This window comes from Hydrogenophaga sp. L76, from assembly GCF_057654755.1.
In genome coordinates this window covers 1,724,056-1,746,156 of the sequence record NZ_CM172807.1, presented here as the reverse complement: position 1 = coordinate 1,746,156, position 22,101 = coordinate 1,724,056, and the positions used below count along the sequence as shown (strand labels likewise).

The window sequence follows — 22,101 nt, the reverse complement described above, 5'->3', positions numbered from 1 at the left end:
GGGGCGTGAAAGAGACAACCGGCTACTTTATCAGGCTGTTTTTCACGGACCGGCGCCCCCTCTGATGCCCCACAATCGTGCGAACGCCCCCACCCAAGCTTGTATTGCAGCGCATGGTTACCGCCGACGCCGATCCCGAGACACCCCCCAGCGCCAGCTTGCCTTGGGAGCTGGTGTTCAGTGCATCACCCCTTCCGACCAGCCTGAGCCGGGCAAGCGATGGCTGCATGCTCGCGGTCAACGACGCCTGGCTGGTCGTGGTGGGACTGACACGGGAGCAGGTGATTGGCCGCACCACGGTGGCGCTGGGGCATTGGCCGAGCGAGGCCGCCCGCCAGCGGTACCTGGAGGGCCTGAGCGTGGGTCCGAGTCACCAGATGCTGTGCCTCAATCAAGGCCAGACGCGCCGTGTGCGACTGCAGTCCACCTTGCTGGACGTGGCACCCGAGCCCCTGTTGCTGGTGGTGTTGAGCGAGATCTCGCGCGAACACGAAGCTGAAACGGCTCTGCAGCAGGCCAATCTGGAGCTGCAGCAGCAGGTGGAATTGCACGGCGCCGTTGAAAAGCTCGCCCGGGCGGGGCACTGGACGAACGCCCAGAATGACCAGGAGGTGATCTGGTCGCAGGGGCTGTACGACATCACCGGGGTGGTGCCGAGGCCCACGCTCCAGCGCATCGAAGGGCGCGGGGGCATCCACCCGGACGACCTGCCGGCCTGGCACGCGGCGCGCGAGGCGCGGGACGGGCGGGTGGTTGAATTCCGCTGGGAATGTCCGAACGGCGAGCGGCGCTGGATGCGCACGCGCATCAGCCAGACCGCCGTGGCGGGCAACCCTCAGACCGATTTCGGCGTGGTGCAGGACATCACGGCCGAGAAGGAGGCCGGCCAGGCCCTGGCGGGCCAGCTCGAATTCATCCAGAACATCACGGCCCGCGTGCCTGGGGTGCTGTTTCTGGCCCGGGTGCGGCCCGATGGCAGCAGCAGTTTCCTTTACATGAGCCAGGCTGCGGTCGACCTGCTGGAGCTGGATGCCCAGGATCTGAAGCGCGACGGCAACCTGTTTTTCGCACGCGTGCACCCTGGGGACAAAAAGGCCCTGGTGATGTCGCTGGAGCAGGCGGGCCGTGAGCGCACCTTCTGGCGGGGCGTGTACCGCGTGCTCCTGCCGAGCCGGGGGTTGAGGTGGTACAGCGTGGAGGCGTTGCCACAGTGGGAGGCCGATGGCTCGACGCTCTGGCACGGATTCACCACGGATGTGACCGAGTCGCGGCTCGCGGCGCAGGCGCTGGAGCGCCAGCACCGCATGCTCGACGCCGTGCGGAAGGCGCAACAGGCGTTCATTGAGGCCGACGACAAACGGCAGGCGTTTGAAGCCCTGCTCGCGGCCTTGCTGTCGGTGACCCACAGCGAATACGGTTTCGTGGGTGAAGTGCATCACGACATGCACGATCAGCCCTACCTGAAGACGCACGCCATCACCAACATCGCCTGGGACGAGAGCTCCCGCCGGATGCATGACGAGCAGGTGGAAACCGGTATGGAGTTCCGCAACACGCGCACCCTGTTCGGCCATGCCCTGCTCACCGGCGAGACGGTGATCTCCAACGACCCACGCAACGATCCGCGTTCGGGCGGCCTGCCGTCTGGGCATCCCGACATGACGGCTTTTCTGGGCATTCCGCTGGCGGTGGGCGACCAGCTCGTGGCCATGATCGGCCTGGCCAACCAGCCCGGCGGTTACAGCGAGGCCGATGTCGAATTCCTGCAGCCGCTGTTGGGCGCGGTGCGGCAGCTGGTGCTGGCCTGGCGCGGTCACGCCGAGCGCCAGCGTGCGCGCGAGCAGTTCCAGGCCACCAGTGCCTTGCTGGCCGAAAAGAGCGCGGCGTTGCAGGCGACCTTTGACAGCATGAGCCAGGGGCTGACCATGGTGGACGCCGATGGCCGGGTGCGGTTCTACAACCGCCGCATGCTGGAGCTGCTGGACCTGCCCGAGGCCCTGCTGGCTTCCCAGCCGCGGATCAGCGAACTGGCTGCGTTTCAGGCCGAGCGGGGCGATTTCGGCAGCGACTTCCAGCTGCTGGACCGGGCACTGCGCCCTTTCGTGGGGCTGGAGCCGCGGTTGATGCCCCCCGAAACCTATCTGCGTCGCACGCGCCAGGGGGCGGTGCTCGAAATCTTCTCGCGGGCCTTGCCCGGGGGAGGCATGGTGCGCACCTACACCGACGTCACGTCCTATGTGCAGGCCGAAGAGGCCCTGCGCGACGAACGCCAGCGCCTGCAGTGGGTGCTGGAGGCGACACGCCCGGGCATCTGGGAGACCAATGTCCAGACCGGCGCGATGGAGATCAACGATCGCTGGGCCGAGATGCTGGGCTACACCGTGGCCGAGTTGCTGCCCACCACCTTCGACACCTGGCGCCGCCTGGTGCACCCGCAGGATCTGGAGCGGGCCGAGCGCGTGCTGCACCGGCACTGGGGCGATGAACAGCCGTATTACGAGTGCGACATCCGCATGCGCCACAAGAACGGCCAATGGATCTGGATCAACGACCGCGGCCGTGTGCACCGGCGTGGCACCAACGGCGAGGTGCTGTACATGTCGGGCACGCACCTGGACATCAACGAACGCGTGGCGGCCCAGGAACAGGTGCGGGCCCTCAATGCCAGCCTGGAGCGGCGCGTTGTCGAACGCACCGCCGAGCTGGAGCGCTCCATGAAGGACATGGAGGCCATCTCGTATTCGATCGCCCACGACCTGCGAGCACCGCTGCGCTCGGTGAACGGCTTTGCCGCGCTGGTGGCCGAGATGGACGGTGACCGCCTGAGCCCCGAGGGTCGGCAGATGTTCGAGCGCATCACCCACTCGTCGCGCAACATGGGTCAGATGATTTCAGACATGCTCGAGCTGCTGCGCGTGGTGCGCGTGGAGATCGATGCGGTGCCGGTGGACATGAACGCCCTGGCCCGTTCGGTGACGGAAGCCCTCGCGCCGGCCGTTCCGCACGCACAGATCCGTGCGTTGCCCCTGCCCGCGGTGCTCGGAGACGCGGCGCTGCTGCGGCAGGTGCTGGTCAACCTGGTGGACAACGCGCTCAAGTACTCCCGCCACCGCGCCGAACCCTGTCTGGAGCTGGGCTTCGATGCCGGGCGTTCGGCGTTTTACCTGCGCGACAACGGCATGGGCTTCAACATGGCCCATGCCAACAAGTTGTTTGGCCTGTTCCAGCGCCTGCACACGGGCGCGGACGCGCCCGGTGGCACGGGCGTGGGGCTGGCGATCGTGGCGCGCTCCCTGGAGCGCCACGGCGGGCGCATCTGGGCCGAATCCACCACGGGGCAGGGCGCCACTTTCTGGTGGACGCTGCCCCTGGCCTGAAGTGAAGCACCCCCGCCGCGCTTCGCGCGACCCCCTCAAGGGGGCGGCACTGGCCGACCGGCAAAGCCGCCCCGGCGGTGCCCTGGGGGACAACGTTCGGTAGAAGGCTCAGAACGGCGCGGTGGACTCCGGGGGGGGCGTGTCGTCGGCGGGCTTGTCGTCGCCGGCGGCATCGGGCTGGGCCGCCGCCGAGGACTGGCGCAGCGAGGCCTTTTCGCCGGCGCTGGCGAACTTGCTGTACTTGCCGGTGATGCCCACCAGCTGGCCGTAGATCTTGGGGTTGGCGGCCAGGCATTCCTTTTGTTCCAGGAAGTTGGCTTCGCCGGTGAAGTTGCCCACCAGACCGCCGGCCTCGGTCACCAGCAGCGCGCCTGCGGCCACGTCCCAGGGCGACAGGCCCATTTCAAAGAAACCGTCGGTGAAGCCCGCAGCCACATAGGCCAGGTCGAGCGCGGCCGAGCCCGGGCGGCGCACGCCTGCGCACTTGGGCATCACGTCGCCCAGCATCTGCATGTAGGTCTGAAAGGCGTCGCCCGGACGGAAGGGGAAACCGGTGGAGATCAGGCAGTCGCGCATGGCGATGCGTTTGGCCACGCGGATGCGGCGGTCGTTCATGTAGGCGCCGCGACCGCGCGTGGCGCAGAAGAGGTCGTTGCGGCTCGGGTCGTACACCACGGCCTGCTCCAGCTTGTTGCCCACCATGAGCGCGATGCTCACGCAGTAGACCGGGAAGCCGTGGATGAAGTTGGTGGTGCCGTCCAGCGGGTCGATGATCCAGACATGGTCTGCGCCACCGTGTTTGCCTTCGCGCTTGCCCGACTCTTCGGCCCAGATGGCGTGGTCGGGGTAGGCGGTGAGCAGGGTGTCGATGATCGCGGCTTCGGCAGCGTGGTCGACTTCGGTCACGAAATCGTTGGTCTGCTTGGCCGAGACCCGGACCGACTCCACGTCCAGCGCGGCGCGGTTGATGATGGTGCCGGCAAGGCGAGCGGCCTTGATGGCCACGTTGAGCATGGGGTGGAGTGTGGACGACATGGGTTGTGTACCTTTGCGCGGCCGCTGGGCGGCTCGCGTGACAGTGGAAGAGCGGGGAATGGCTGGACCCCAGGCGATGCGGGGCGGCGACAATTGGGGATTTTACCGTTTCAACACACCAAACACCTCACCGGAGCAAGTGCCCCACCCAGCACACACCGCAGAACTGGCTTTGCCAGGCTGCTGGTGTGGCCCCCCTGGGGGGGGGTGACGCGAAGCGGCGCGGGGGGATTCCAAATGAAGACGAGATTCATCCTGATCCAGACCAGCCACGCCGGCAATGTGGGCGGCACCGCGCGCGCCATGAAGGTGATGGGTTTTGACGACCTGGTGCTGGTGGCGCCGCGTTGGGCCAACGTCTTGCGGCGCGAAGAGACCATCCAGCGGGCCAGCGGCGCCAACGACGTGCTGGCCAGGGCGCGCATCGTGGACACGCTGGACGAGGCGCTCGACGGCATCGAGCACCTGTGCGCCACGGCCATGACGCCGCGCGACTTCGGCCCGCCCACGCGGCACCCGCGCGAACACTTTGCCGCGCTGCTGGGCACACCCGAAGCCCCTGCGTCCACCCGCCCCGGCGGCGTGGCCTTCCTCTTCGGCTCCGAACGCTTCGGCATGCGCAACGAGGACGTGTACCGCTGCCACACCTGCCTGAGCATTCCCACCGATCCGCAGTTTGGCTCGCTCAACCTGGCCGCCGCGGTGCAGTTGATCGCCTACGACTGGCGCCAGGCGCTGGGTGGTTATGCTCTGCCGCCCGCCAGCGCACCCGAACGCCCGCTGGCAGACGCCAAGGCCCTGGCCGGCATGCTGCAGCACCTGGAGCAGGCGCTGGTGGCGGTGGACTTTCTGGACCCCGAGGCGCCGAAGAAGCTCATGCCGCGCCTGAACCAGCTTTTCAACCGCGCTGCACCGACCGAAGAAGAAATCCACATCCTGCGTGGTGTGGCCAAGGCCATGCTGCAGACCGCCGCGCAGGCGAAAAAGGACCCCCACGCTCCGTCGCTTCGCGAGTCGCTGCCCCCCGAGGGGGCTTGTTCCGCCTTGGGGCGGCCCGGCGGCGAAACAGGCTAGACTGACCGTCTGTCATTCGCCTCCGAACCATGTTTTCCCGACTCCGCTCCGACATCCAGTGCATCCTCGATCGCGACCCCGCGGCGCGCAGCACCTGGGAGGTCATCACCTGCTACCCCGGCCTGCACGCCGTCTGGCTGCACCGCCCGGCGCACTGGTGCTGGACGCACGGTTTCAAGTGGCTGGGGCGTTTCACCTCGCACATCGCGCGCTGGCTGACCGGCATCGAGATCCACCCGGGCGCCGTGCTGGGGGAACGCGTGTTCTTTGACCACGCCATGGGCACGGTGGTGGGCGAGACGGCCGAGATCGGCGACGGCTGCACGATCTACCAGGGCGTGACGCTCGGCGGCACCTCGCTCTACAAGGGTGCCAAGCGGCACCCGACGCTGGGCAAGGACGTGGTGGTGAGCGCGGGCGCCAAGGTGCTGGGGGGGTTCGAAGTGGGCGACGGCGCCAAGATCGGCAGCAACGCGGTCGTGATCAAGCCGGTGCCTGCGGGCGCCACGGCGGTCGGCATTCCGGCGCGCATCATCCCGAGCAAAACCGGCGAGAGCGCCGACGTGACCGAAGCGCACCCGAAGTTTCAGGCCTATGGCATCACGCAGGAAGACGACCCGCTGTCGCAGGCGATGCGTGGCTTGATCGACAAGACCGGTAGCCAGGAACACCAGATTGCGCTGCTGTGGGCGGCCATCGAGCAACTGGCTTGCGAGCATCGCGGTGACGACTGCGTACCGCCCGACGCCGCGAAGGAAGAGCATTTCGAAGCCGAAAAGCTCAACCAGTTGGTCGGGAAATAAGCTTCCTCTCGCTTTTGCCTGGTTGGCTTGTGACCCGGAGCGCCGGGCGGCCGACTTCGCTCATGTCCCCCGGACCGGGCTGCGCCCGGTCCTCCTCCTTGACTTCGCTGCGTCAGCCACCCGGTGCGCCGGGTCACGGGTTGCGCTTGGGCGCGCGAAGGTCCTTCGGCTGGTGCGAGGGTGGGTCAGTGGTGATGCCCGTGGGCACCATGAGCATGGCCGTGGGCGACCTCCTCGGCTGAAGCCGGCTGCACATCGACCACCTTGACCGCGAAGCGCAGCGTCTGCCCGGCCAGCGGGTGGTTGCCGTCCAGGTGCACGGTGTCGCCCTTGATCTTCATGACCGTGAACACCTGCTGGTTGCCCTGATCATCATGCCCCTGCAGCTGCCCGCCGACCTTCACGCCGGGCGGGAATTCGCTCTTGGGAATCGTGGTGGCCAGGCTTTCATCACGCACACCAAAGGCGTCCTCTGGCGGGAGCACCAGTTGCGCCGAGAAACCGATGTCCTGGCCTTCCAGCGCCTTCTCGATGCCGGGCAGCGTGTTGTTGTAGCCGCCGTGCAGATAGGCGCGCGGCTCCTTGCCGTCTTCCAGCAGCTTGCCTTGTGCATCGGTGGCGCGGAAGGTGATGGTGACGACGGTGTCTTTGGTGATTTTCATGAGGGGTCTCGGAGTGAGGTGCATTACCGGGGGCACCCGTGGAACCGGCTTTGCCGGGCCACCAGGTGCGTCCCCCCACCGGGGGGGGGGGAAGACGCGAAGCGGCGCAGGGGGGGTTACCGTTTCGGTCGCCAGGCCTTGATGACCTCGTCGTTCGTTTCGAGGTAAGGCCCTTCGATCAGGTCGATGCAATAGGGCACGGCGGTGAAGATGCCGTTGACCTTGGGCGTGCCGTCGGCGTTCTTCAGGCCTTCAAGTGTTTCAGCAATTGCCTTGGGCTGCCCCGGCAGGTTGATGATCAGGCTCTGGTCGCGGATCACGGCCACCTGGCGCGACAGGATGGCGGTGGGCACGAAGGCCAGGCTGATCTGGCGCATCTGCTCGCCAAAGCCGGGCATCTCTTTGTGCGCCACAGCCAGCGTGGCCTCAGGCGTCACGTCGCGTTTGGCCGGGCCGGTGCCGCCGGTGGTGAGCACGAGCGCGCAGCCGGCATCCACCAGCTCGATCAGCGTCGCGCTGATGATGGCCTGTTCGTCGGGGATCAAGCGCGGTTCGAACGTGATCGGGTTTTTCAAGGCACGCGTGAGCCAGTCCTGCAGCGCGGGCAAGCCCTTGTCTTCGTACACGCCGCTGCTGGCGCGGTCGCTGATGGAAACGATGCCGATGCGCACCGGATCGTGGGTGAGGTTGTGGCTCATGGATCAGTCTTCCTGGGTGTCGTCGGCGCCGTCCGCCGATTCGTCGGCGGGCGTGAGGGCGGTGCGCACGATCTGGAAAATATCGCGGTAGGCCTTGCCGTGGCGCAGGGCTTCGCCCGGCCGCTCGGTCACGGCCTGTGCATCCTTGCGGGCCTGGCGGATCAGGGCGCGCAGGTGCTGCACGTCGGCCGCCGGGTCTTGCTCCAGCCAGCGCGTGAGCGCATCGTCGTCGGCCACGAGTTTGTCGCGCCACTGTTCGGCCTGGTGCAGCGCGAGCGTGGCCTGGGCCGAAGGCTTGCGCTGTTCTTCCATGGCGGCTTCGATGGCGGCCACGGTGGCTTCGTCGAGCTTGCGCATGAGCTTGCCGATGAACTGCATCTGGCGGCGCCGGCCTTCGAAGTTGGTGATGCGTTTGGCATCGGCCACGGCATCCACCAGCTTCTCGGGCAGACCGTTGTTTTCGATCAGGCGCGTCATCAGGCCGGCGTTGAGCGTGAGCAGGTTTTCGCCGAGCAACTGGAGGCGGTCGCTTTCTTTCTTCAGGTCGGTCTTGCTCATGTCGACCGAACCCTTGAGCTCGCGTTTGAGCTCCAGGTCGAGTTCGCTGCCCTCGGCAACGAACTGGCCACGGACGAAATAGCCTTTGGTGGGTTTGCGGGACATCGGGTTTCTTCAAATGGGCTTGTGCAGGGCCTGCAGCAGCCAGAGGGGGCGGCAAGTATCATAGCCGTCGACATGAAAAAAGCCCCCAACACCCCGTCCCAAGCCCTTTCTTCTTCCGCCGCCCATGCCAGCCAGCCGCTCGCGGGCTTCCAGTACGCCCGGAGCCAGTTCGAGGAACTGGTCGACATGGCGCTTGGGCACGCCAAAAAGCTGGGTGCCTCTGACGCGGGCGCCGAGGTGTCCGAAGGGGCGGGCTTGAGCGTGAGCGTGCGCAAGGGCGAGCTGGAGAACGTGGAGCGCAACCGCGACAAGTCGCTCGGCGTGACCGTCTACCTGGGGCAGAAGCGCGGCAATGCGTCCACCTCCGATTTTTCGCCCGACGCGATCCGCCAGACGGTGCAGGCGGCCTACGACATTGCGCGCTTCACCGCCGAAGACCCGGTGGCCGGCCTGCCCGACCCTGAAGACATCGCCGACAGCTACCCCGACCTGGACCTGTTCCACCCCTGGGCGATCAACTCCGAAGATGCGCTGCGCATCGCGCTCGAATGCGAGGCCGCGGCCTTCGCCACCAGCAAGAAAATCAGCAACAGCGAAGGCGCCGGCGTGTCGGCCCAGCAGTCGCACTTTTTCACCGCCCACATGCGCGGTGGCGAGCGCGGCCAGCCCGGCATCTTCAGCGGCGGCTACGCCAGCTCGCGCCACAGCCTGTCGGTGGCGCCCATCGCCGGCAAGGGCGCCAACATGCAGCGCGACCACTGGTACAGCTCGATGCGCGCGCCCGAAGACCTGGCCAGCCCGCAGGCCGTGGGCCGCTACGCCGCCGAGCGCGCGCTGGCGCGGCTGAACGGCCGCAAGATCGCCACCACCGAATGCCCGGTGTTGTTCGAGTCGCCGCTGGCTGCGGGCCTGCTGGGCGGCTATGTACAGGCCACCAGCGGCGGTGCGCTCTACCGCAAGACGACCTTCCTGGCCGACAGCCTGGGCAAACGCGTGATGGCCAGACACCTCGACATTGTCGAAGACCCGCATGTCATCAACGGCAAGGGCAGCGCACCGTTCGACGACGAAGGCGTGCGCACGCAGAAACGCAAGGTGCTCAGCGCCGGCAAGGTGCTGGGCTACTTTCTCTCCACCTACTCGGCGCGCAAGCTCGGCATGCGCACCACCGGCAACGCGGGCGGCTCGCACAACCTCGTGCTCACCAGCCGCCTGACCCAGCCCGGCGACGACCTCAAGGCCATGATCAAGAAGCTGGGCCGCGGCCTGTTCGTCACCGAGCTGATGGGGCAGGGCGTGAACTACGTGACCGGCGACTATTCGCGTGGCGCCTCCGGCTACTGGGTGGAAAACGGCGAAATTGCCTACCCGGTGCACGAGATCACCATCGCCGGCAACCTGAAGGACATGTTCCAGGGCATCGAGGCCGTGGGCGCCGACGCCTACAACTACGGTGCCAAGACCGTGGGCTCGATCCTCATCAATCGAATGAAAGTCGCTGGGAGCTAGGCCCACCCCCGCCGCGCCGCGCGCGACCCCCTCAAGGGGGCAGCGCGATGCGGCCCGGCGAAGCCGGTTCCGCCGCGCTCTGGGAGGGAGGCCCTTCGCTCCGGCCGGGTTGCCGATGTCCCGGGGCCGGGCGGGCGAGACTCAGCCAGCCAGGGCTGCCTTCACGGCGGCCGAGACCTGACCCATGTCGGCCTTGCCGGCCAGGCGGGTCTTGACCGCGCCCATGACCTTGCCCATGTCGCCGGGGCCGGTGGCGCCCAGTTCGGCCACGATGGCCTTGACCTCGGCGGCGACCTCGTCGGCCGACAGGCGCGCCGGCAGGTAGGCCTGCAGCACCTTCATTTCGGCGCTTTCCTTGTCGGCCAGGTCCATGCGGTCGGCCTTGGTGAAGGCTTCGATGCTGTCCTTGCGCTGCTTGATCAGCTTGTCGACGATGGCGATGACCATGGTGTCGTCCAGCACCACACGTTCGTCCACTTCCTTCTGCTTCATCGCCGCCGTCAGCAGGCGGATGGTACCCAGGCGCTCGCTGTCCTTGGCGCGCATGGCGTTCTTCATGTCTTCGGTGATCTGGTCCTTGAGACTCATGGGAAATCCTTTGAAAGAGAGGGCAGAAAACGAAAAAAGCCCGCCTGAGCGTCCTCCAGCGGGCTTTTGCTGCGTCCGGGGCGAACCCGGGAAGCGATCAGTACAGCTTCTTGGGCAGCTGCATCGAGCGGATGCGCTTGTAGTTGCGCTTGACGGCAGCAGCTTTCTTGCGCTTGCGCTCGGCGGTGGGCTTTTCGTAGAACTCGCGGGCACGCAGGTCGGTCAGCAGACCGAGTTTTTCGATGGTGCGCTTGAAGCGACGCAGAGCGACGTCAAAGGGCTCGTTGTCTTTTACACGGATGGTCGTCATTGAAGAAGAAATTCCAGATTGCACAGAAAGAGGATGACCAGGAGATCGGGCCCAGACGTCGTTTCTGCAAAGTTCCCCCGCCTGTTAACTAGTATTGGCCGACGGAGGTTTGCCAGCAAAGCCTTGGATTATAGCCTTGTCTAGCCGATTTTCCAGCCCTTTGCTGCTTTCCCGGGGCGTCAACGGCCGGCTTCAGCTGGTTTTCTGTTCACAAATGGCCACAGCGCAGGCGTGGGCACTGGCCCAGGCCCACTGGAAGTTGTAGCCGCCGAGCCAGCCGGTCACGTCCACGACCTCGCCGATGAAATACAAGCCGGGTTGTTTCGATTCCATGGTCTGGGAGGAGAGGTCGCGCGTGTCCACCCCACCCAGCGTGACCTCGGCCTTCTTGTACCCCTCGCTGCCGGTGGGCACGAGTTCCCAGCGCGCCAGGCGCTCAGCCAGCCGGGCCAGGGCCTTGTCCGAGGCTTCGCTGATGGGGCGCTGCCAGTCCTTGTCCTGCGCCACCCAGGCATCCGCCAGGCGGCTGGGCACCAGCGTGGCCAGCTCGTTGGTGATCAGCTTGCGTGACGTGGCCTTGGCGCGCGCCAGCGCCGCGGGCAGGTCCACCTCGGGCGCCAGGTTGATGCGGATCGGCGTGCCTTCGCGCCAGTAGCTGGAGATCTGCAGCACGGCCGGGCCCGAGAGGCCGCGGTGGGTGAACAGCAGGTCTTCGGCGAAGCTGATCCGGTTTTTCTTGTCGCCGGTCTCGATCAACACCGGCAGCGACAGCCCGGCGAGCAGCGCGTAGGGTGCCCAGGCTTCGCCGTCAAAGGTCAGCGGCACCAGGCCGGGGCGTGGCTCGACGGTGCGCAGGCCGAACTGCTTCGCGACCCGGTAGCCGAAGTCGGTGGCGCCGATCTTGGGAATGGACAGACCGCCGGTGGCGATCACGACCGCCCGGCTCGACACGGGGCCACGCTCGGTGTCGAGGTCGTAGGAGCCGTCGTCCGCCACACGCAGGGCTTTCACGCCGCAGGGCTGCCAGCGTTGTACGCCGCCGGCCTCGCATTCGGCCAGCAGCAGGGCGATCAGGTCCTCGGCCGAGCGGTCGCAGAACAGCTGGCCCTTGTGCTTTTCGTGGAAGCTGATGCCGTGTTTCTGCACCAGCGCGATGAAATCGGCCGGCGTGTAGCGCGACAGCGCCGAGCGGCAGAAGTTCGGGTTCTCGCTCAAGAAGTGTTTGTGCGGCGCGCGCACGTCGATGTCGCGGTTGGTGAAGTTGGCGCGGCCGCCGCCCGAGATGCGGATCTTTTCCGCCACCTTCTCGCTGTGGTCGAGCACCAGCACACGCAGGCCACGCTGGCCCGCCACACCCGCACAAAAAAGGCCGGCCGCACCCGCGCCGACCACCACCACATCGAACTGTTGCATGGCCCGCAGTGTATGCGGGTGCCAGCCGCTGTCAGGCGGCGTGGCGGGTGGCGGGCGCCGCTTCGGGTTGCGCCAGGGCCGCTACGCCGCGCACCACATCGCCGACCACGATCACCGCCGGGCTGCCGAGCTGTTCGCGCGCGATGGTGGTTTGCAGTCCGCCCAGCGTGGTGAGCGCGTGGCGTTGCTGCGGCAGGCTGGCGTGCTGGATGATGGCCAGCGGCGTGCTGGCGGGCAGGCCGGTCAGCAGGTCGGCCTGGATGGCCGCGGCGCTGGACACGCCCATGTAGATCACCAGCGTGAGCTTGGCATCGCGCGCGGTCGCGGCGAGCTGCTGCCAGTCGGTGCCGCGAGATTCGTGTGAGATGCCGGGCTTGGCGTGGCCGGTGATGAAGACCACGCCGTGTGCGTGATCGCGGTGCGTGAGCGGGGCGCCGAGCGAGGTCAGGCCGGCCAGGCCGGCGGTGATGCCGTTGATGACCTGCACCTCAATGCCTTGCTCGCGCAGGTGTTCTACCTCTTCGCCTCCGCGGCCGAAGATAAACGGGTCGCCGCCCTTGAGGCGCACCACCACCTCGCCTTCGCGCGCGGCCAGGATCATGAGCTTTTCGATGAAGGCCTGCGGCGTGCTCTTGCAGCCACCGCGCTTGCCCACGTGCACGATGCGCGCCTTGGGCGACGCGTGCTCCAGCACCGCGTCGCTGACCAGATCGTCCACCAGCAACACGGTGGCGGCGCCGATGGCACGCGCGGCCTTGAGGGTGAGCAGTTCCGGGTCACCCGGGCCGGCGCCGACGAGCGTGACGGTGCCGGGGTTGAACCGGGTGGTGGAGGCGATGACGGTGGCGGGCATGTTCATGGTGGGCTGACGGCTGGAACGGCCGTTGTCTCGGTGGTCTGTGTTGTGGGCTGACGCTGCACTTCTCGCAAGATGTGTTCCACCTGCAGCGCGATGGGAGCGGGCACAGGGCGTTCGCCGTCGAGCACCGAGCGGATGTAGGCCGAGGTGCTCGCCGCATCCACTTCGCGCGGCAGATCGGGCAGGCTGGCCAGAGGGCCTTCCTGCGCGGGCTGCAGCAGGTGGCGCTGCCAGTCTCGGAAGGCTTCCATCTGCGGCGTGCGGCGCGCATCGGCCACCGGCTCGCCCTCGGTGCCGCGCAACAGCAGCGCGTGCGCACCGGTCAGGGCAAAGGTCTGTGCCATGGAGACCGCGTATTCGGGATGGGTGTAGCTGCCCACGATCAGCGCCCGGCCTTGGCACGGGTTCATGAGCTTGACCAGGCTGTGCGCCGGGTTGCGCAGGCCGACGGCGCGGCGCACGTCGAGCAGGCGCTTGAGGCCGGGCAACAGCACCTCGGTGGGCACAAAAGCCAGTTCGCCCGCACCGAGCGGGGGCACGCGGCGCGCCGCTGCGATGCCCAGCGCCGCGAACACGGCCTCGCTGGTGACGCGGCGGTCTTCGGTGGCCGTGCCGTGCACCAGCACCGGCGCGCCGCGGCGCGCCAGCAGCAGGGCCAGCAGGGGTGTGAGCACCGGCAGCTTGCGCGCACCGTTGTAGCTCGGCAGCACCACGGTGGTGAGGCCGTTGTCCGGCACGCGCTGCAGGCGCGCGTGCGTGGCGTCGAGGAAGCCGGCCATCTCCTGCGGTGTCTCGCCCTTGATGCGCATGGCGAGGCAGAAACCGCCGATTTCGAGGTCGGTCACCGTGCCGTCGAGCACCTGGCCCAGCAGGTCGGTGGCCGGCTCGCGCTGGAGCGCGCGCGCGCCGTCCTTGCCGCGACCGATGTCCTTGATGTAGTGGCTGATGCTCATGTTGGGCGATTGTCCGGCAAGCCTGATGACTTCGGGTTATATGCAGGCTGTCCGTGGGGTTCAGGCCACCTGCAGCACATGCCCGGTCGCCGGGTGGGCGCGCACCAGGCGCCGCAACTCGGGGATGCAGGAGCCGCAGTTGGTGCCGCACTTGAGCCCGCTCTGCAGCGCGGCCAGGCGCTGGTCGTCGCTGCCGCGGCTGGTCTGCAGCTGCGCGCCGATGTCGTCTTCGCTCACGTTGAAACAGGTGCAGACCTGTTTGCCCCGGGCCACCACCGCCACCGGCGCCTTGGCGCCGGGCATCAGCAGCAGGCGGCCGTAGGCCTCGGCTGGCAGCTCGTCCTGCAGCAGGGGTTTGATCCAGGCTTCGGCGCGCACGTCGCCCGCGAGCACGAAACCTTCGAGCCGGGTGGCGCCTTCGGTACGCAGCAGGCGAGCGGTGCGGCGCTGCCCCAGGCGTTTGTCCACGTAGCGCAGCGCGTCGGTGCCGCCCAGGCCGAGCAGGGCTTCGATGCGTTCGATCACTGCGGCTTCGGGTGCCTCGTGCGCCGCGGCGCGGAACAGCACGCCGGTGCGCTCGCGGCCAAACGGCACACAAGACGCGAACTCGAACGAGGGCATGAGCGCGCGCAGTTCGGTCTGCACGGCGAGCGCGCGGTCGGCCGGCAACCAGGCCACGGCCAGCAGGTTCCAGGGCAGCTCGGCCTTGAGGATCTTGACCGCCGCGTGCTTGAGTTCGGGTTGTTTCGACGTCGGGCAGTGGGCCGATGTGGTGAGCGCGTTCACGCCCGCCAGCGGCTCGCCCATGCTGCTGCGCCCGCTCAGGTATTCCGCGCCCCAGTGCATGGCGATGAAGGCCTGCGACAGACCGGTTTCTTTGCTGGCCTGCACCGGCAGCACGATGGAGCCGCGCTTGCTGGTGACGTGCACGAGGTCGCCTTCTTTCAGGCCTCGGCGATCCATGTCCTGCGGGTTCATGTCCACCGCAGGCTCGGCCACGTGGCCGAACAGGCGGCCCAGCGTGCCGGTGCGCGTCATGCCGTGCCACTGGTCGCGCAGGCGGCCGGTGGTGAGCGAGAACGGGTAGCGCGAATCGCGCGGCTCGGCCAGCGGTTGCCAGGGCAGGGCGGCGAAACGGGCTTTGCCGTCGGCGGTGGGGAAGATGCCATTGGCGTAGAGGCGGACTTTTCCTTGCGTCTCGCCCTCGCGCAGTGGCCATTGCTGCGGGCCTTGCGCGTCCAGCATCGGCCAGGAGAGGCCGGTGATGTCGAGGTCGCGGCCGCGGGTGGACGCGCGGTGTTCGAGCCAGATGGATTCGGCGTCGGGGTAGGGGAAGAGCGTGGGCTGGCCGGGGCGCAGCCTGGTTTCGAGCCGCTGCGCAAAGTCCACCACGATGCGCCAGTCGTGCCGGGCTTCACCGGGTGCGGGCACGGCGGCGCGCACGCGGCTGATGCGGCGTTCGCTGTTGGTGACGGTGCCTTCCTTCTCGCCCCAGGTGGTGGCGGGCAGCAGCAGGTCGGCCCAGTCGCAGGTGGCGGCGCTCGTGTAGGCCTCCTGCACCACGACGAACTCGGCTCGCTCCAGCGCGCGGCGCACGGTGGCCTGGTCGGGCATGGACTGCGCCGGGTTGGTGCAGGCGATCCACAGCGCCTTGATCTCGCCGTCGGCCGCGGCCTGGAACATTTCGACCGCGGTCTTGCCCGGCTGGGACGGCACATCGGCCACGCCCCAGAGCGCGGCCACTTCGGCGCGGTGCGCGGGGTTGGCCATGTCGCGGTGGGCCGAGAGCAGGTTGGCCAGGCCACCCACTTCGCGTCCGCCCATGGCGTTGGGCTGGCCGGTCAGGCTGAAGGGGCCGGCGCCGGGTTTGCCGATCTGGCCGGTGGCCAGGTGCAGGTTGATCAGGGTGGCGTTTTTCGCGGTGCCGCTGCTGCTCTGGTTCAGGCCCTGGCAGTAGAGGCTGAGCGTGGCGTGCGAGGTGGCGAACCACTGCGCTGCGGTGTAGATGTCTTCTTTGCGCAGGCCGCACACCTCGGCCACGCGCTCGGGCGTGCATTCGCGCACCAGCGCCTTGAGTGCGTCAAAGCCGTTGGTGTGTGCCGCGATGTAATCGGCCTTGATCCAGCCTTCCCACAACATGATGTGCAGCAGGCCGTGGAACAGCATCACGTCGCTGCCGGGCTGGATGGGCAGGAACAGGTCGGCCAGCTCGGCGGTGTCGGTGCGGCGCGGGTCGGCCACGATCACTTTCATGGCCGGGTTCTTTTTCTTCGCTTCCTCGATGCGGCGGAACAGCACCGGGTGCGCATACGCCGCGTTGCTGCCGACGATGAACAGGCAGGCGGCGTGGTTCACGTCGTCGTAGCAGGCGGGTGGCGCGTCGGCGCCCAAGGTGAGCTTGTAGCCGGCCACCGCGCTGCTCATGCACAGGCGCGAGTTGGTGTCCACGTTGTTGGTGCCGATCAGGCCCTTGGCCAGCTTGTTGAAGACGTAGTAGTCCTCGGTCAGCAGCTGGCCGCTGATGTAGAAGCCCACGGCGTCGGGGCCGTGCGTGGCGATGGTTTTCGCAAAGCGGTCGGTGGCCAGGTCCAGCGCCGCGTCCCAGCTCAGCGGTGTGGGCGAGGCGTTGCGCGACAGACGCTGCAGCGGCTGCAGCAGGCGGGTCTGGCGCGTCAGCTCGGGCGTTGCCGTGAGGTGCAGCGTCGTGCCCTTGGTGCAGAGCTTGCCGAAGTTCGCCGGGTGGTCCGGGTCACCGCGCACGCCGGTGATCTGCTGCCCCTCGGTTTCGATGAGCACACCACAGCCCACACCACAGTAGGGGCAGGTAGATCGGGTGATGGACGTGCTCATGGTCATGCGCAGGTGGTGCGTCTCGCCGGACCAGCGATGGGGCGGGTTTGATCGGTGGCTTGTGTGGCCAGTTCGTTCGCGTCCAGGAACACCTGGCCGTTTTCCACCTTCACGGTGAACTTCGGCGTGCAGCCTTCGTCCGGCGCGGCGGCCTGGCCGGTGCACAGGCCGATGGTCCAGTTGTGCAGCGGGCAGGCCACGCTGGTGCCGAAGACGATGCCCTGTGAGAGCGGGCCGCCCTTGTGCGGGCAACGGTCGAGCAGGGCGAACACCTCGTCTTTGTCGTTGCGGAACACGGCGACATCGAGGCCCTGGTCGCGCGCCACGCGGCGCGAACCGAGCACGGGGATGTCTTCAACGCGGCAGATGGCTTTCCATGGGTTCATGTCGGGGTCCTCAGGTTTTGATGGCGGCGTACAGACCGGTCACACGGTCCATCACGCTCAGCAGGTTTTCACTCGTCACGAACACGTCGGACAAAGGTTTGGCGGCGGCGCCCGAGCTCTGCATGCGCTGCAGGGCCTGGTCGAGAAAGAACCACTGGCCATCGGCCAGCGCCAGTTCGTCGCGGATGCGGCTGGTTGCCTCGGGGGCGTTGCGCAGCAGGTCCATGGCGCTCAGGAACTCGGTGCGGGCCTTGCCGATTTCGGTGGTGGCGGTCTGGGCCTCCACCGGCAGCGTGGCGGCGAAGTAGAACTTGGCCATGCGCTGCGAGAGCATGCGCTGGCGACCGGCCACGTTGACCAGCTTGCCCACCGGGCGGCCCGAGGCGGCTTCGTACTGCAACGTGCCCTGGTGGGCCAGCGCCAGCACGCGGGCATCGGCCTGCAGCACGGCGGCTGCGCCCGGCTTGCCCGGCGCGGCGCCCACGAGCGCGGTCTTGTAGTCGCTCCACGCGCCTTCGAGCTGGATGTAGGTGTCGCGGATGTCGTTCGAGGGCGCGTAGGCCTTGAGCTCGACCAGCTGGCGGTCGAACAGCGCCATCGACTTGTCGAGCACCGCCTGTGCGTTGGCGCTTTGGGTCTTGTGCACCAGGGCCAGCCAGGCCTTGCCCATGCGCTGCGAAAGCATGCGCTGGCGGCCGGCCTTGTTGATGGCGTCGTTGAGGTCCACCACCTGGGCCTGCACGCCCGGGGTGGTGGCCGCTGCTGCGGCCAGGATCATCAGGTGTCGGCGTTGCATGGCGACGGTCCTCAGGCGGGCACGAGCGGGATGAACTGGCGCGTGTCCACGGCCGCTTCCTTGAAGTCGAACCAGGGATCGGGTTCACCGTCGAGCGCGAACTGCAGGCGCTCCCACAGCGCCTTGCGGCCCGCGGCGTCGTCGAGGATGCGCTTCTTCACGTAGTCCAGCCCCACGCGGTTGATGTAGTGCACCGTGCGTTCGAGGTACCAGCCTTCGGTGCGGTACAGCTCCATGAAGGCGCCGGTGTACTCCATCACCTCTTCGGCGGTCTTGAGCTTCACGAAGAAGTGCGCCACCTCGGTCTTGATGCCGCCGTTGCCGGCCACGTACATCTCCCAGCCCGAGTCCACGCCGATGATGCCGACGTCCTTGATGCCGGCCTCGGCGCAGTTGCGCGGGCAGCCCGACACGGCGAACTTCACCTTGTGCGGCGCGTACATGCGCCACATGGCTTTCTCCAGGTCCTTGCCCATCTGCGTGCTGTCCTGCGTGCCCATGCGGCACCACTCGCTGCCCACGCAGGTCTTCACCGTGCGCAGCGCCTTGGCGTAGGCGTGGCCCGAGGGCATGCCGATGTCTTTCCAGACGTTGACCAGGTCTTCCTTCTTCACGCCCAGCAGGTCGATGCGCTGGCCGCCCGTGACCTTGACGGTGGGGATGTTGTACTTGTCCACCGCGTCGGCGATGCGGCGCAGTTCGTCGGCCGTGGTCTCGCCGCCCCACATGCGCGGGATGACCGAGTAGGTGCCGTCTTTCTGGATGTTGGCGTGCGAGCGCTCGTTGATGTAGCGGCTCTGCGGATCGTCCTTCGCCTCCTTGGGCCAGGTGCTGATCAGGTAGTAGTTGATGGCCGGGCGGCAGCTGGCGCAGCCGTTGGGCGTCTTCCAGCCCAGGTGCGAGAACACGGCGCTGGTGGTCAGCAGCTTGCTGCCGTCGGCCAGCGGCGTGCGGATCGCTTCGCGCACGGCTTCGTGGCCGTGGTCGGTGCAGGCGCACATGGCCTTGAGCTTGGGCGTGGCCGAGTAGTCGCCGCCGGCGGTGAACATCAGGATCTGTTCAACCAGGCCGGTGCACGAGCCACACGACGCGCTGGCTTTGGTGTGCTTCTTGACTTCGTCCAGGGTGAACAGGCCCTTGTCTCGGATCGCCTTGCAGATGGTGCCCTTGGTCACGCCGTTGCAGCCGCAGACCTCGTCGCTGTCCTTCATGGCGGCGGCCTTGTTCTGGCCCTGGTGGCCCACGTCGCCGATGTTGCTCTCGCCAAACATCAGCTTGTCGCGGATGTCGGCCACGCTGCGGCCATCGCGCAGCAGCTTGAAGTACCAGCTGCCGTCCACCGTGTCGCCGTAGAGGCAGGCGCCGATCAGCTTGTCGCCCTGGATCACGAGCTTCTTGTAGACGCCGCCCGAGGGGTCGCTCATCACGATCTCTTCGGTGTCGTCGCCGCCGGTGAAGTTGCCGGCGCTGAAGAGGTCGATGCCTGTGACCTTGAGCTTGGTGGAGGTGAGCGAGCCGGTGTAGCGGCCGATGCCGAATTCGGCCAGGTGCGTGGCCAGCACCTTGCCCTGCTCGAACAGCGGCGCCACCAGGCCGTAGGCGATGCCACGGTGGGCCGCGCATTCGCCCACCGCGTAGATGCGCGGGTCGGTCACGGTCTGCATGGTGTCGCTCACCACGATGCCCTTGTTCACATGCAGGCGCATGCTCTCGGCCAGTGCGGTGTTGGGGCGGATGCCCACGGCCATCACCAGCAGGTCGGCGGGCAGCTCGGTGCCGTCCTTGAAACGGATCGCCTTCACACGGCCATCTTCACCACCCACCAGCTCCTGTGTCTGCGCGCCGATCAGGAACTTCATGCCGCGCTCTTCCAGCGAAGCCTGCAGCATCTTGCCGGCCACGTCGTCAAGCTGGCGCTCCATCAGCCAGGGTGCGACGTGCACCACGCTCACGCTCATGCCGCGCTTCATCAGGCCGTTGGCCGCTTCCAGACCCAGCAGGCCGCCGCCGATGACCACCGCGTGTTTGTAGGTGGTGGCCGCGTCGATCATGGCCTGGGTGTCGGCGATGTCGCGGTAGGCGAGCACGCCCTCCAGGTCTTTGCCGGGGATGGGCAGGATGAAGGGGTTGGAGCCGGTCGCCATGATCAGGCGGTCGTATTCGGCCGACACCTGCTCGCCGCCGGGGCCGACCGCGTGCACAACGCGCTTGATGCGGTCCACTTCGGTCACCTTGTAGCCGGCGTGCAGGGTGATGCCGTGGTCGGTGTACCAGGACCAGTCGTTCAGCACGATCTCTTCCAGCGTCTGTTCACCCGCGAGCACCGGCGACAGCAGGATGCGGTTGTAGTTCGGGTGGGGCTCCGCGCCAAAGACGGTGATGTCGTAGAACTCGGGCGCGATCTTCAGCAGCTCTTCAAGCGTGCGCACACCGGCCATGCCGTTGCCCACCATCACCAATTTAGATTTTTTCATCGCGGCTACTCCAGTTGTGATTCGCAAAAGGGAGGTCCAGGCCATGGCCGGCGCAGAGGCGCACGGGCGCCATGCGGCACCAGGAAAGGTCTGGGGAAAATGCAGATTCGATGGCCGTTGGCCAAAGCCGGGCTTGCCTAGTTGCAAAACCGGTATCACGCTGCACACGTCGTTGTATGCAGAGCCCACGACGCTGCGGTCGGGGTCGAGCGCTTCGTCACGCTCGCCACGGACAATGCAAAAGCTGTGCCATATGATCCGGCGCTCTCTGCGGGTGGCGCGTTGAAGCGCTCGCAGCGATGATGTGTGCCGTGTCCGGGCAACGCTCCGGTTTATCCAAGTCCTTGATTCATATGACTTCTGCGCTGGTTTTTCTCGAAGGCTCAGCAAGCCCTCAGCCGCTGGTGAACGACCTGGAAGCCTGCGGGGTCCAGGTGCTCGCCGTGCTGGTTGCGGGCAGCAAATTGGTGCAGGGCGTGGTGCGCCATGCACCAGACTTGGTGATTGGCGAGGTGCCGCAGCCCGGCGACGCGCTGTTTGAGACCCTCAAAACGCTGGCCAGCGTGGCCCCGTGCCCGGTGATCGTGTTCACGCACGACGGCGACGCCGCCCGCATCGAGCGCGCGGTGGCCTCGGGCATCCACGCCTGGGTGGTCAACGGCTACAGCGCGCAGCGCCTGCGCCCGCTGCTGCAGCTGGCCCAGGCCCGCTTTCGCCGCGAGCAGGCCCTGCTCGACGAACTGAAGGACGTGACCACGCGCTTTGAGGAGCGCAAGGCCGTGGAGCGCGCCAAAGGCATCCTGATGAGCGCGCGCCAGGTCAGCGACGACGCCGCCTTCGAGATCCTGCGCACCGCTTCGATGCACAGCAACCAGCGCCTCGGCCAGGTGGCGCAGCACATCATCCAGTCGGCGCACTTTGCCGAAGGCGTGAACCGCGCCGGGCAGCTGCGCATGTTGTCGCAGCGCCTGGTCAAACACTGGCTGCTGAGGCTCGCGGGCGTGCAGGCCGCGCGCCACCTGACGCTGCAGACCGAGTCGGCCCAGCGCATCGACGCCAACCTCGCGCTGCTCGGCAAGAACCTCTCGCAGCCCACTTTCGGCGATCTGCTGGACCGCGTGGTGGTCACCTGGAAAGTCCTGAAGAAAGCGCTCAAGGTCGAGCCCGCGCACGAGCAGGTTGGCCCCATCAACGCGCTCGCCGAACAGCTGCTGCAGGACGCCGAACGCCTGACCGCCAGTCTGGAAAGCGCCGGTTCCGTCAGCCCGCTGCGCATGCTCAACATGGCCGGGCGCCAGCGCATGCTGTCGCAGCGCTTTGCCAAGCTCGCGCTGCTGGGTCTGCTGGAGCGTGGCGAGCCCCTGCTGCAACACCAGGCCGCCATGGAAGCCGCGCGCCAGGCGTTTGAGCAGGGCCTTGCCTACCTGAATGGCCTGCCCCTGTCCACGCCCGAGATCCGCCGCACGCTGGAGGACGCCACCCAGGGCTGGCAGGCGCTGCTCGCGGGCGCCGACCACGTGCACCGCCCGGCCGGCCGCGACCGCCTGCTGCGGCTCGAGGGCCTGGCCACCGCCAGCGAAAGCCTGCTCGAAAACTTCGAAGCCCTGTCCGCCCAATACGAGCGCAGCATGCAGATGTTGATGGGTTGACG

18 protein-coding genes are annotated in these 22,101 nt (G+C 67.4%); 5 read left to right on the top strand and 13 right to left on the bottom strand.

Annotation, left to right across the window (positions count from 1 at the left end; all coding sequences use genetic code 11):
• Nucleotides 1–113 precede the first annotated feature (113 nt).
• On the top strand, nt 114–3,377 hold the full coding sequence (locus AC23D4_RS08250) for a PAS domain-containing protein (protein ID WP_472889965.1): 3,264 nt from the start codon (nt 114–116) through the stop codon (nt 3,375–3,377).
• 108 nt (nt 3,378–3,485) lie between these two features.
• Here AC23D4_RS08250 and AC23D4_RS08245 read toward each other — a convergent pair whose 3' ends face one another.
• Nucleotides 3,486–4,412, bottom strand: a complete 927-nt coding sequence (locus AC23D4_RS08245; protein WP_472889964.1) for an inositol monophosphatase family protein — start codon at nt 4,410–4,412, stop codon at nt 3,486–3,488.
• A 237-nt stretch (nt 4,413–4,649) separates the two neighbouring features.
• On the opposite strand from AC23D4_RS08245, the gene AC23D4_RS08240 reads away from it, so the two are divergent.
• Both AC23D4_RS08240 and cysE read left to right on the top strand, forming a co-directional pair.
• Nucleotides 4,650–5,486, top strand: a complete 837-nt coding sequence (locus AC23D4_RS08240; protein ID WP_472889963.1) for an RNA methyltransferase — start codon at nt 4,650–4,652, stop codon at nt 5,484–5,486.
• Between the two features lie 29 nt (nt 5,487–5,515).
• Entirely contained in the window at nt 5,516–6,289 is a 774-nt protein-coding gene (gene cysE, locus AC23D4_RS08235; protein WP_472889962.1) for a serine O-acetyltransferase, read from the top strand.
• A 185-nt stretch (nt 6,290–6,474) separates the two neighbouring features.
• Here cysE and AC23D4_RS08230 read toward each other — a convergent pair whose 3' ends face one another.
• From AC23D4_RS08230 to yjgA, 3 genes are all read right to left on the bottom strand, one after another.
• Nucleotides 6,475–6,951 (bottom strand): FKBP-type peptidyl-prolyl cis-trans isomerase, encoded by a 477-nt coding sequence (locus tag AC23D4_RS08230; RefSeq protein WP_472889961.1) that lies wholly within the window; start codon nt 6,949–6,951, stop codon nt 6,475–6,477.
• A 116-nt stretch (nt 6,952–7,067) separates the two neighbouring features.
• Nucleotides 7,068–7,649 carry a molybdopterin adenylyltransferase gene (gene mog, locus AC23D4_RS08225; protein ID WP_472889960.1) on the bottom strand — a complete coding sequence of 194 codons (582 nt, stop codon included), beginning with the start codon at nt 7,647–7,649 and terminating at the stop codon, nt 7,068–7,070.
• Nucleotides 7,650–7,652: 3 nt separating this feature from the next.
• Entirely contained in the window at nt 7,653–8,312 is a 660-nt protein-coding gene (gene yjgA / locus AC23D4_RS08220) for a ribosome biogenesis factor YjgA (RefSeq protein ID WP_472889959.1), read from the bottom strand.
• Nucleotides 8,313–8,384: 72 nt separating this feature from the next.
• Here yjgA and pmbA point away from each other — a divergent pair, with 72 nt between their 5' ends.
• Nucleotides 8,385–9,821: a metalloprotease PmbA gene (gene pmbA, locus AC23D4_RS08215; protein ID WP_472889958.1), complete on the top strand. Its 1,437-nt coding sequence runs from the start codon at nt 8,385–8,387 to the stop codon at nt 9,819–9,821.
• 141 nt (nt 9,822–9,962) lie between these two features.
• Here pmbA and AC23D4_RS08210 read toward each other — a convergent pair whose 3' ends face one another.
• The 9 genes from AC23D4_RS08210 to nirB form a co-directional block, all read right to left on the bottom strand.
• Nucleotides 9,963–10,409, bottom strand: a complete 447-nt coding sequence (locus AC23D4_RS08210; protein WP_472889957.1) for a GatB/YqeY domain-containing protein — start codon at nt 10,407–10,409, stop codon at nt 9,963–9,965.
• 97 nt (nt 10,410–10,506) lie between these two features.
• Nucleotides 10,507–10,719 carry a 30S ribosomal protein S21 gene (gene rpsU, locus AC23D4_RS08205; RefSeq protein WP_007872347.1) on the bottom strand — a complete coding sequence of 71 codons (213 nt, stop codon included), beginning with the start codon at nt 10,717–10,719 and terminating at the stop codon, nt 10,507–10,509.
• A 192-nt stretch (nt 10,720–10,911) separates the two neighbouring features.
• Nucleotides 10,912–12,132, bottom strand: a complete 1,221-nt coding sequence (locus AC23D4_RS08200; protein ID WP_472889956.1) for a BaiN/RdsA family NAD(P)/FAD-dependent oxidoreductase — start codon at nt 12,130–12,132, stop codon at nt 10,912–10,914.
• 31 nt (nt 12,133–12,163) lie between these two features.
• Nucleotides 12,164–12,991 (bottom strand): uroporphyrinogen-III C-methyltransferase, encoded by an 828-nt coding sequence (gene cobA, locus AC23D4_RS08195; protein ID WP_472889955.1) that lies wholly within the window; start codon nt 12,989–12,991, stop codon nt 12,164–12,166.
• On the bottom strand, nt 12,988–13,944 hold the full coding sequence (gene ybiB / locus AC23D4_RS08190) for a DNA-binding protein YbiB (protein ID WP_472889954.1): 957 nt from the start codon (nt 13,942–13,944) through the stop codon (nt 12,988–12,990). The genes cobA and ybiB overlap by 4 nt, the downstream gene beginning before the upstream one ends.
• Before the next feature lie 60 nt (nt 13,945–14,004).
• Complete coding sequence (locus AC23D4_RS08185; RefSeq protein WP_487623721.1) at nt 14,005–16,794, bottom strand: nitrate reductase; 2,790 nt, start codon at nt 16,792–16,794, stop codon at nt 14,005–14,007.
• Between the two features lie 2 nt (nt 16,795–16,796).
• Complete coding sequence (gene nirD / locus AC23D4_RS08180) at nt 16,797–17,180, bottom strand: nitrite reductase small subunit NirD (RefSeq protein ID WP_472889952.1); 384 nt, start codon at nt 17,178–17,180, stop codon at nt 16,797–16,799.
• Nucleotides 17,181–17,190: 10 nt separating this feature from the next.
• Nucleotides 17,191–17,976 (bottom strand): type IV pili methyl-accepting chemotaxis transducer N-terminal domain-containing protein, encoded by a 786-nt coding sequence (locus tag AC23D4_RS08175; protein WP_472889951.1) that lies wholly within the window; start codon nt 17,974–17,976, stop codon nt 17,191–17,193.
• 11 nt (nt 17,977–17,987) lie between these two features.
• The gene (gene nirB, locus AC23D4_RS08170) at nt 17,988–20,450 is read right to left on the bottom strand and encodes a nitrite reductase large subunit NirB (RefSeq protein WP_472889950.1); all 2,463 of its coding nucleotides are present in this window, start codon (nt 20,448–20,450) and stop codon (nt 17,988–17,990) included.
• Nucleotides 20,451–20,854: 404 nt separating this feature from the next.
• Here nirB and AC23D4_RS08165 point away from each other — a divergent pair, with 404 nt between their 5' ends.
• Entirely contained in the window at nt 20,855–22,099 is a 1,245-nt protein-coding gene (locus AC23D4_RS08165; RefSeq protein ID WP_487623720.1) for a type IV pili methyl-accepting chemotaxis transducer N-terminal domain-containing protein, read from the top strand.
• The last annotated feature ends 2 nt before the right edge of the window (nt 22,100–22,101 follow it).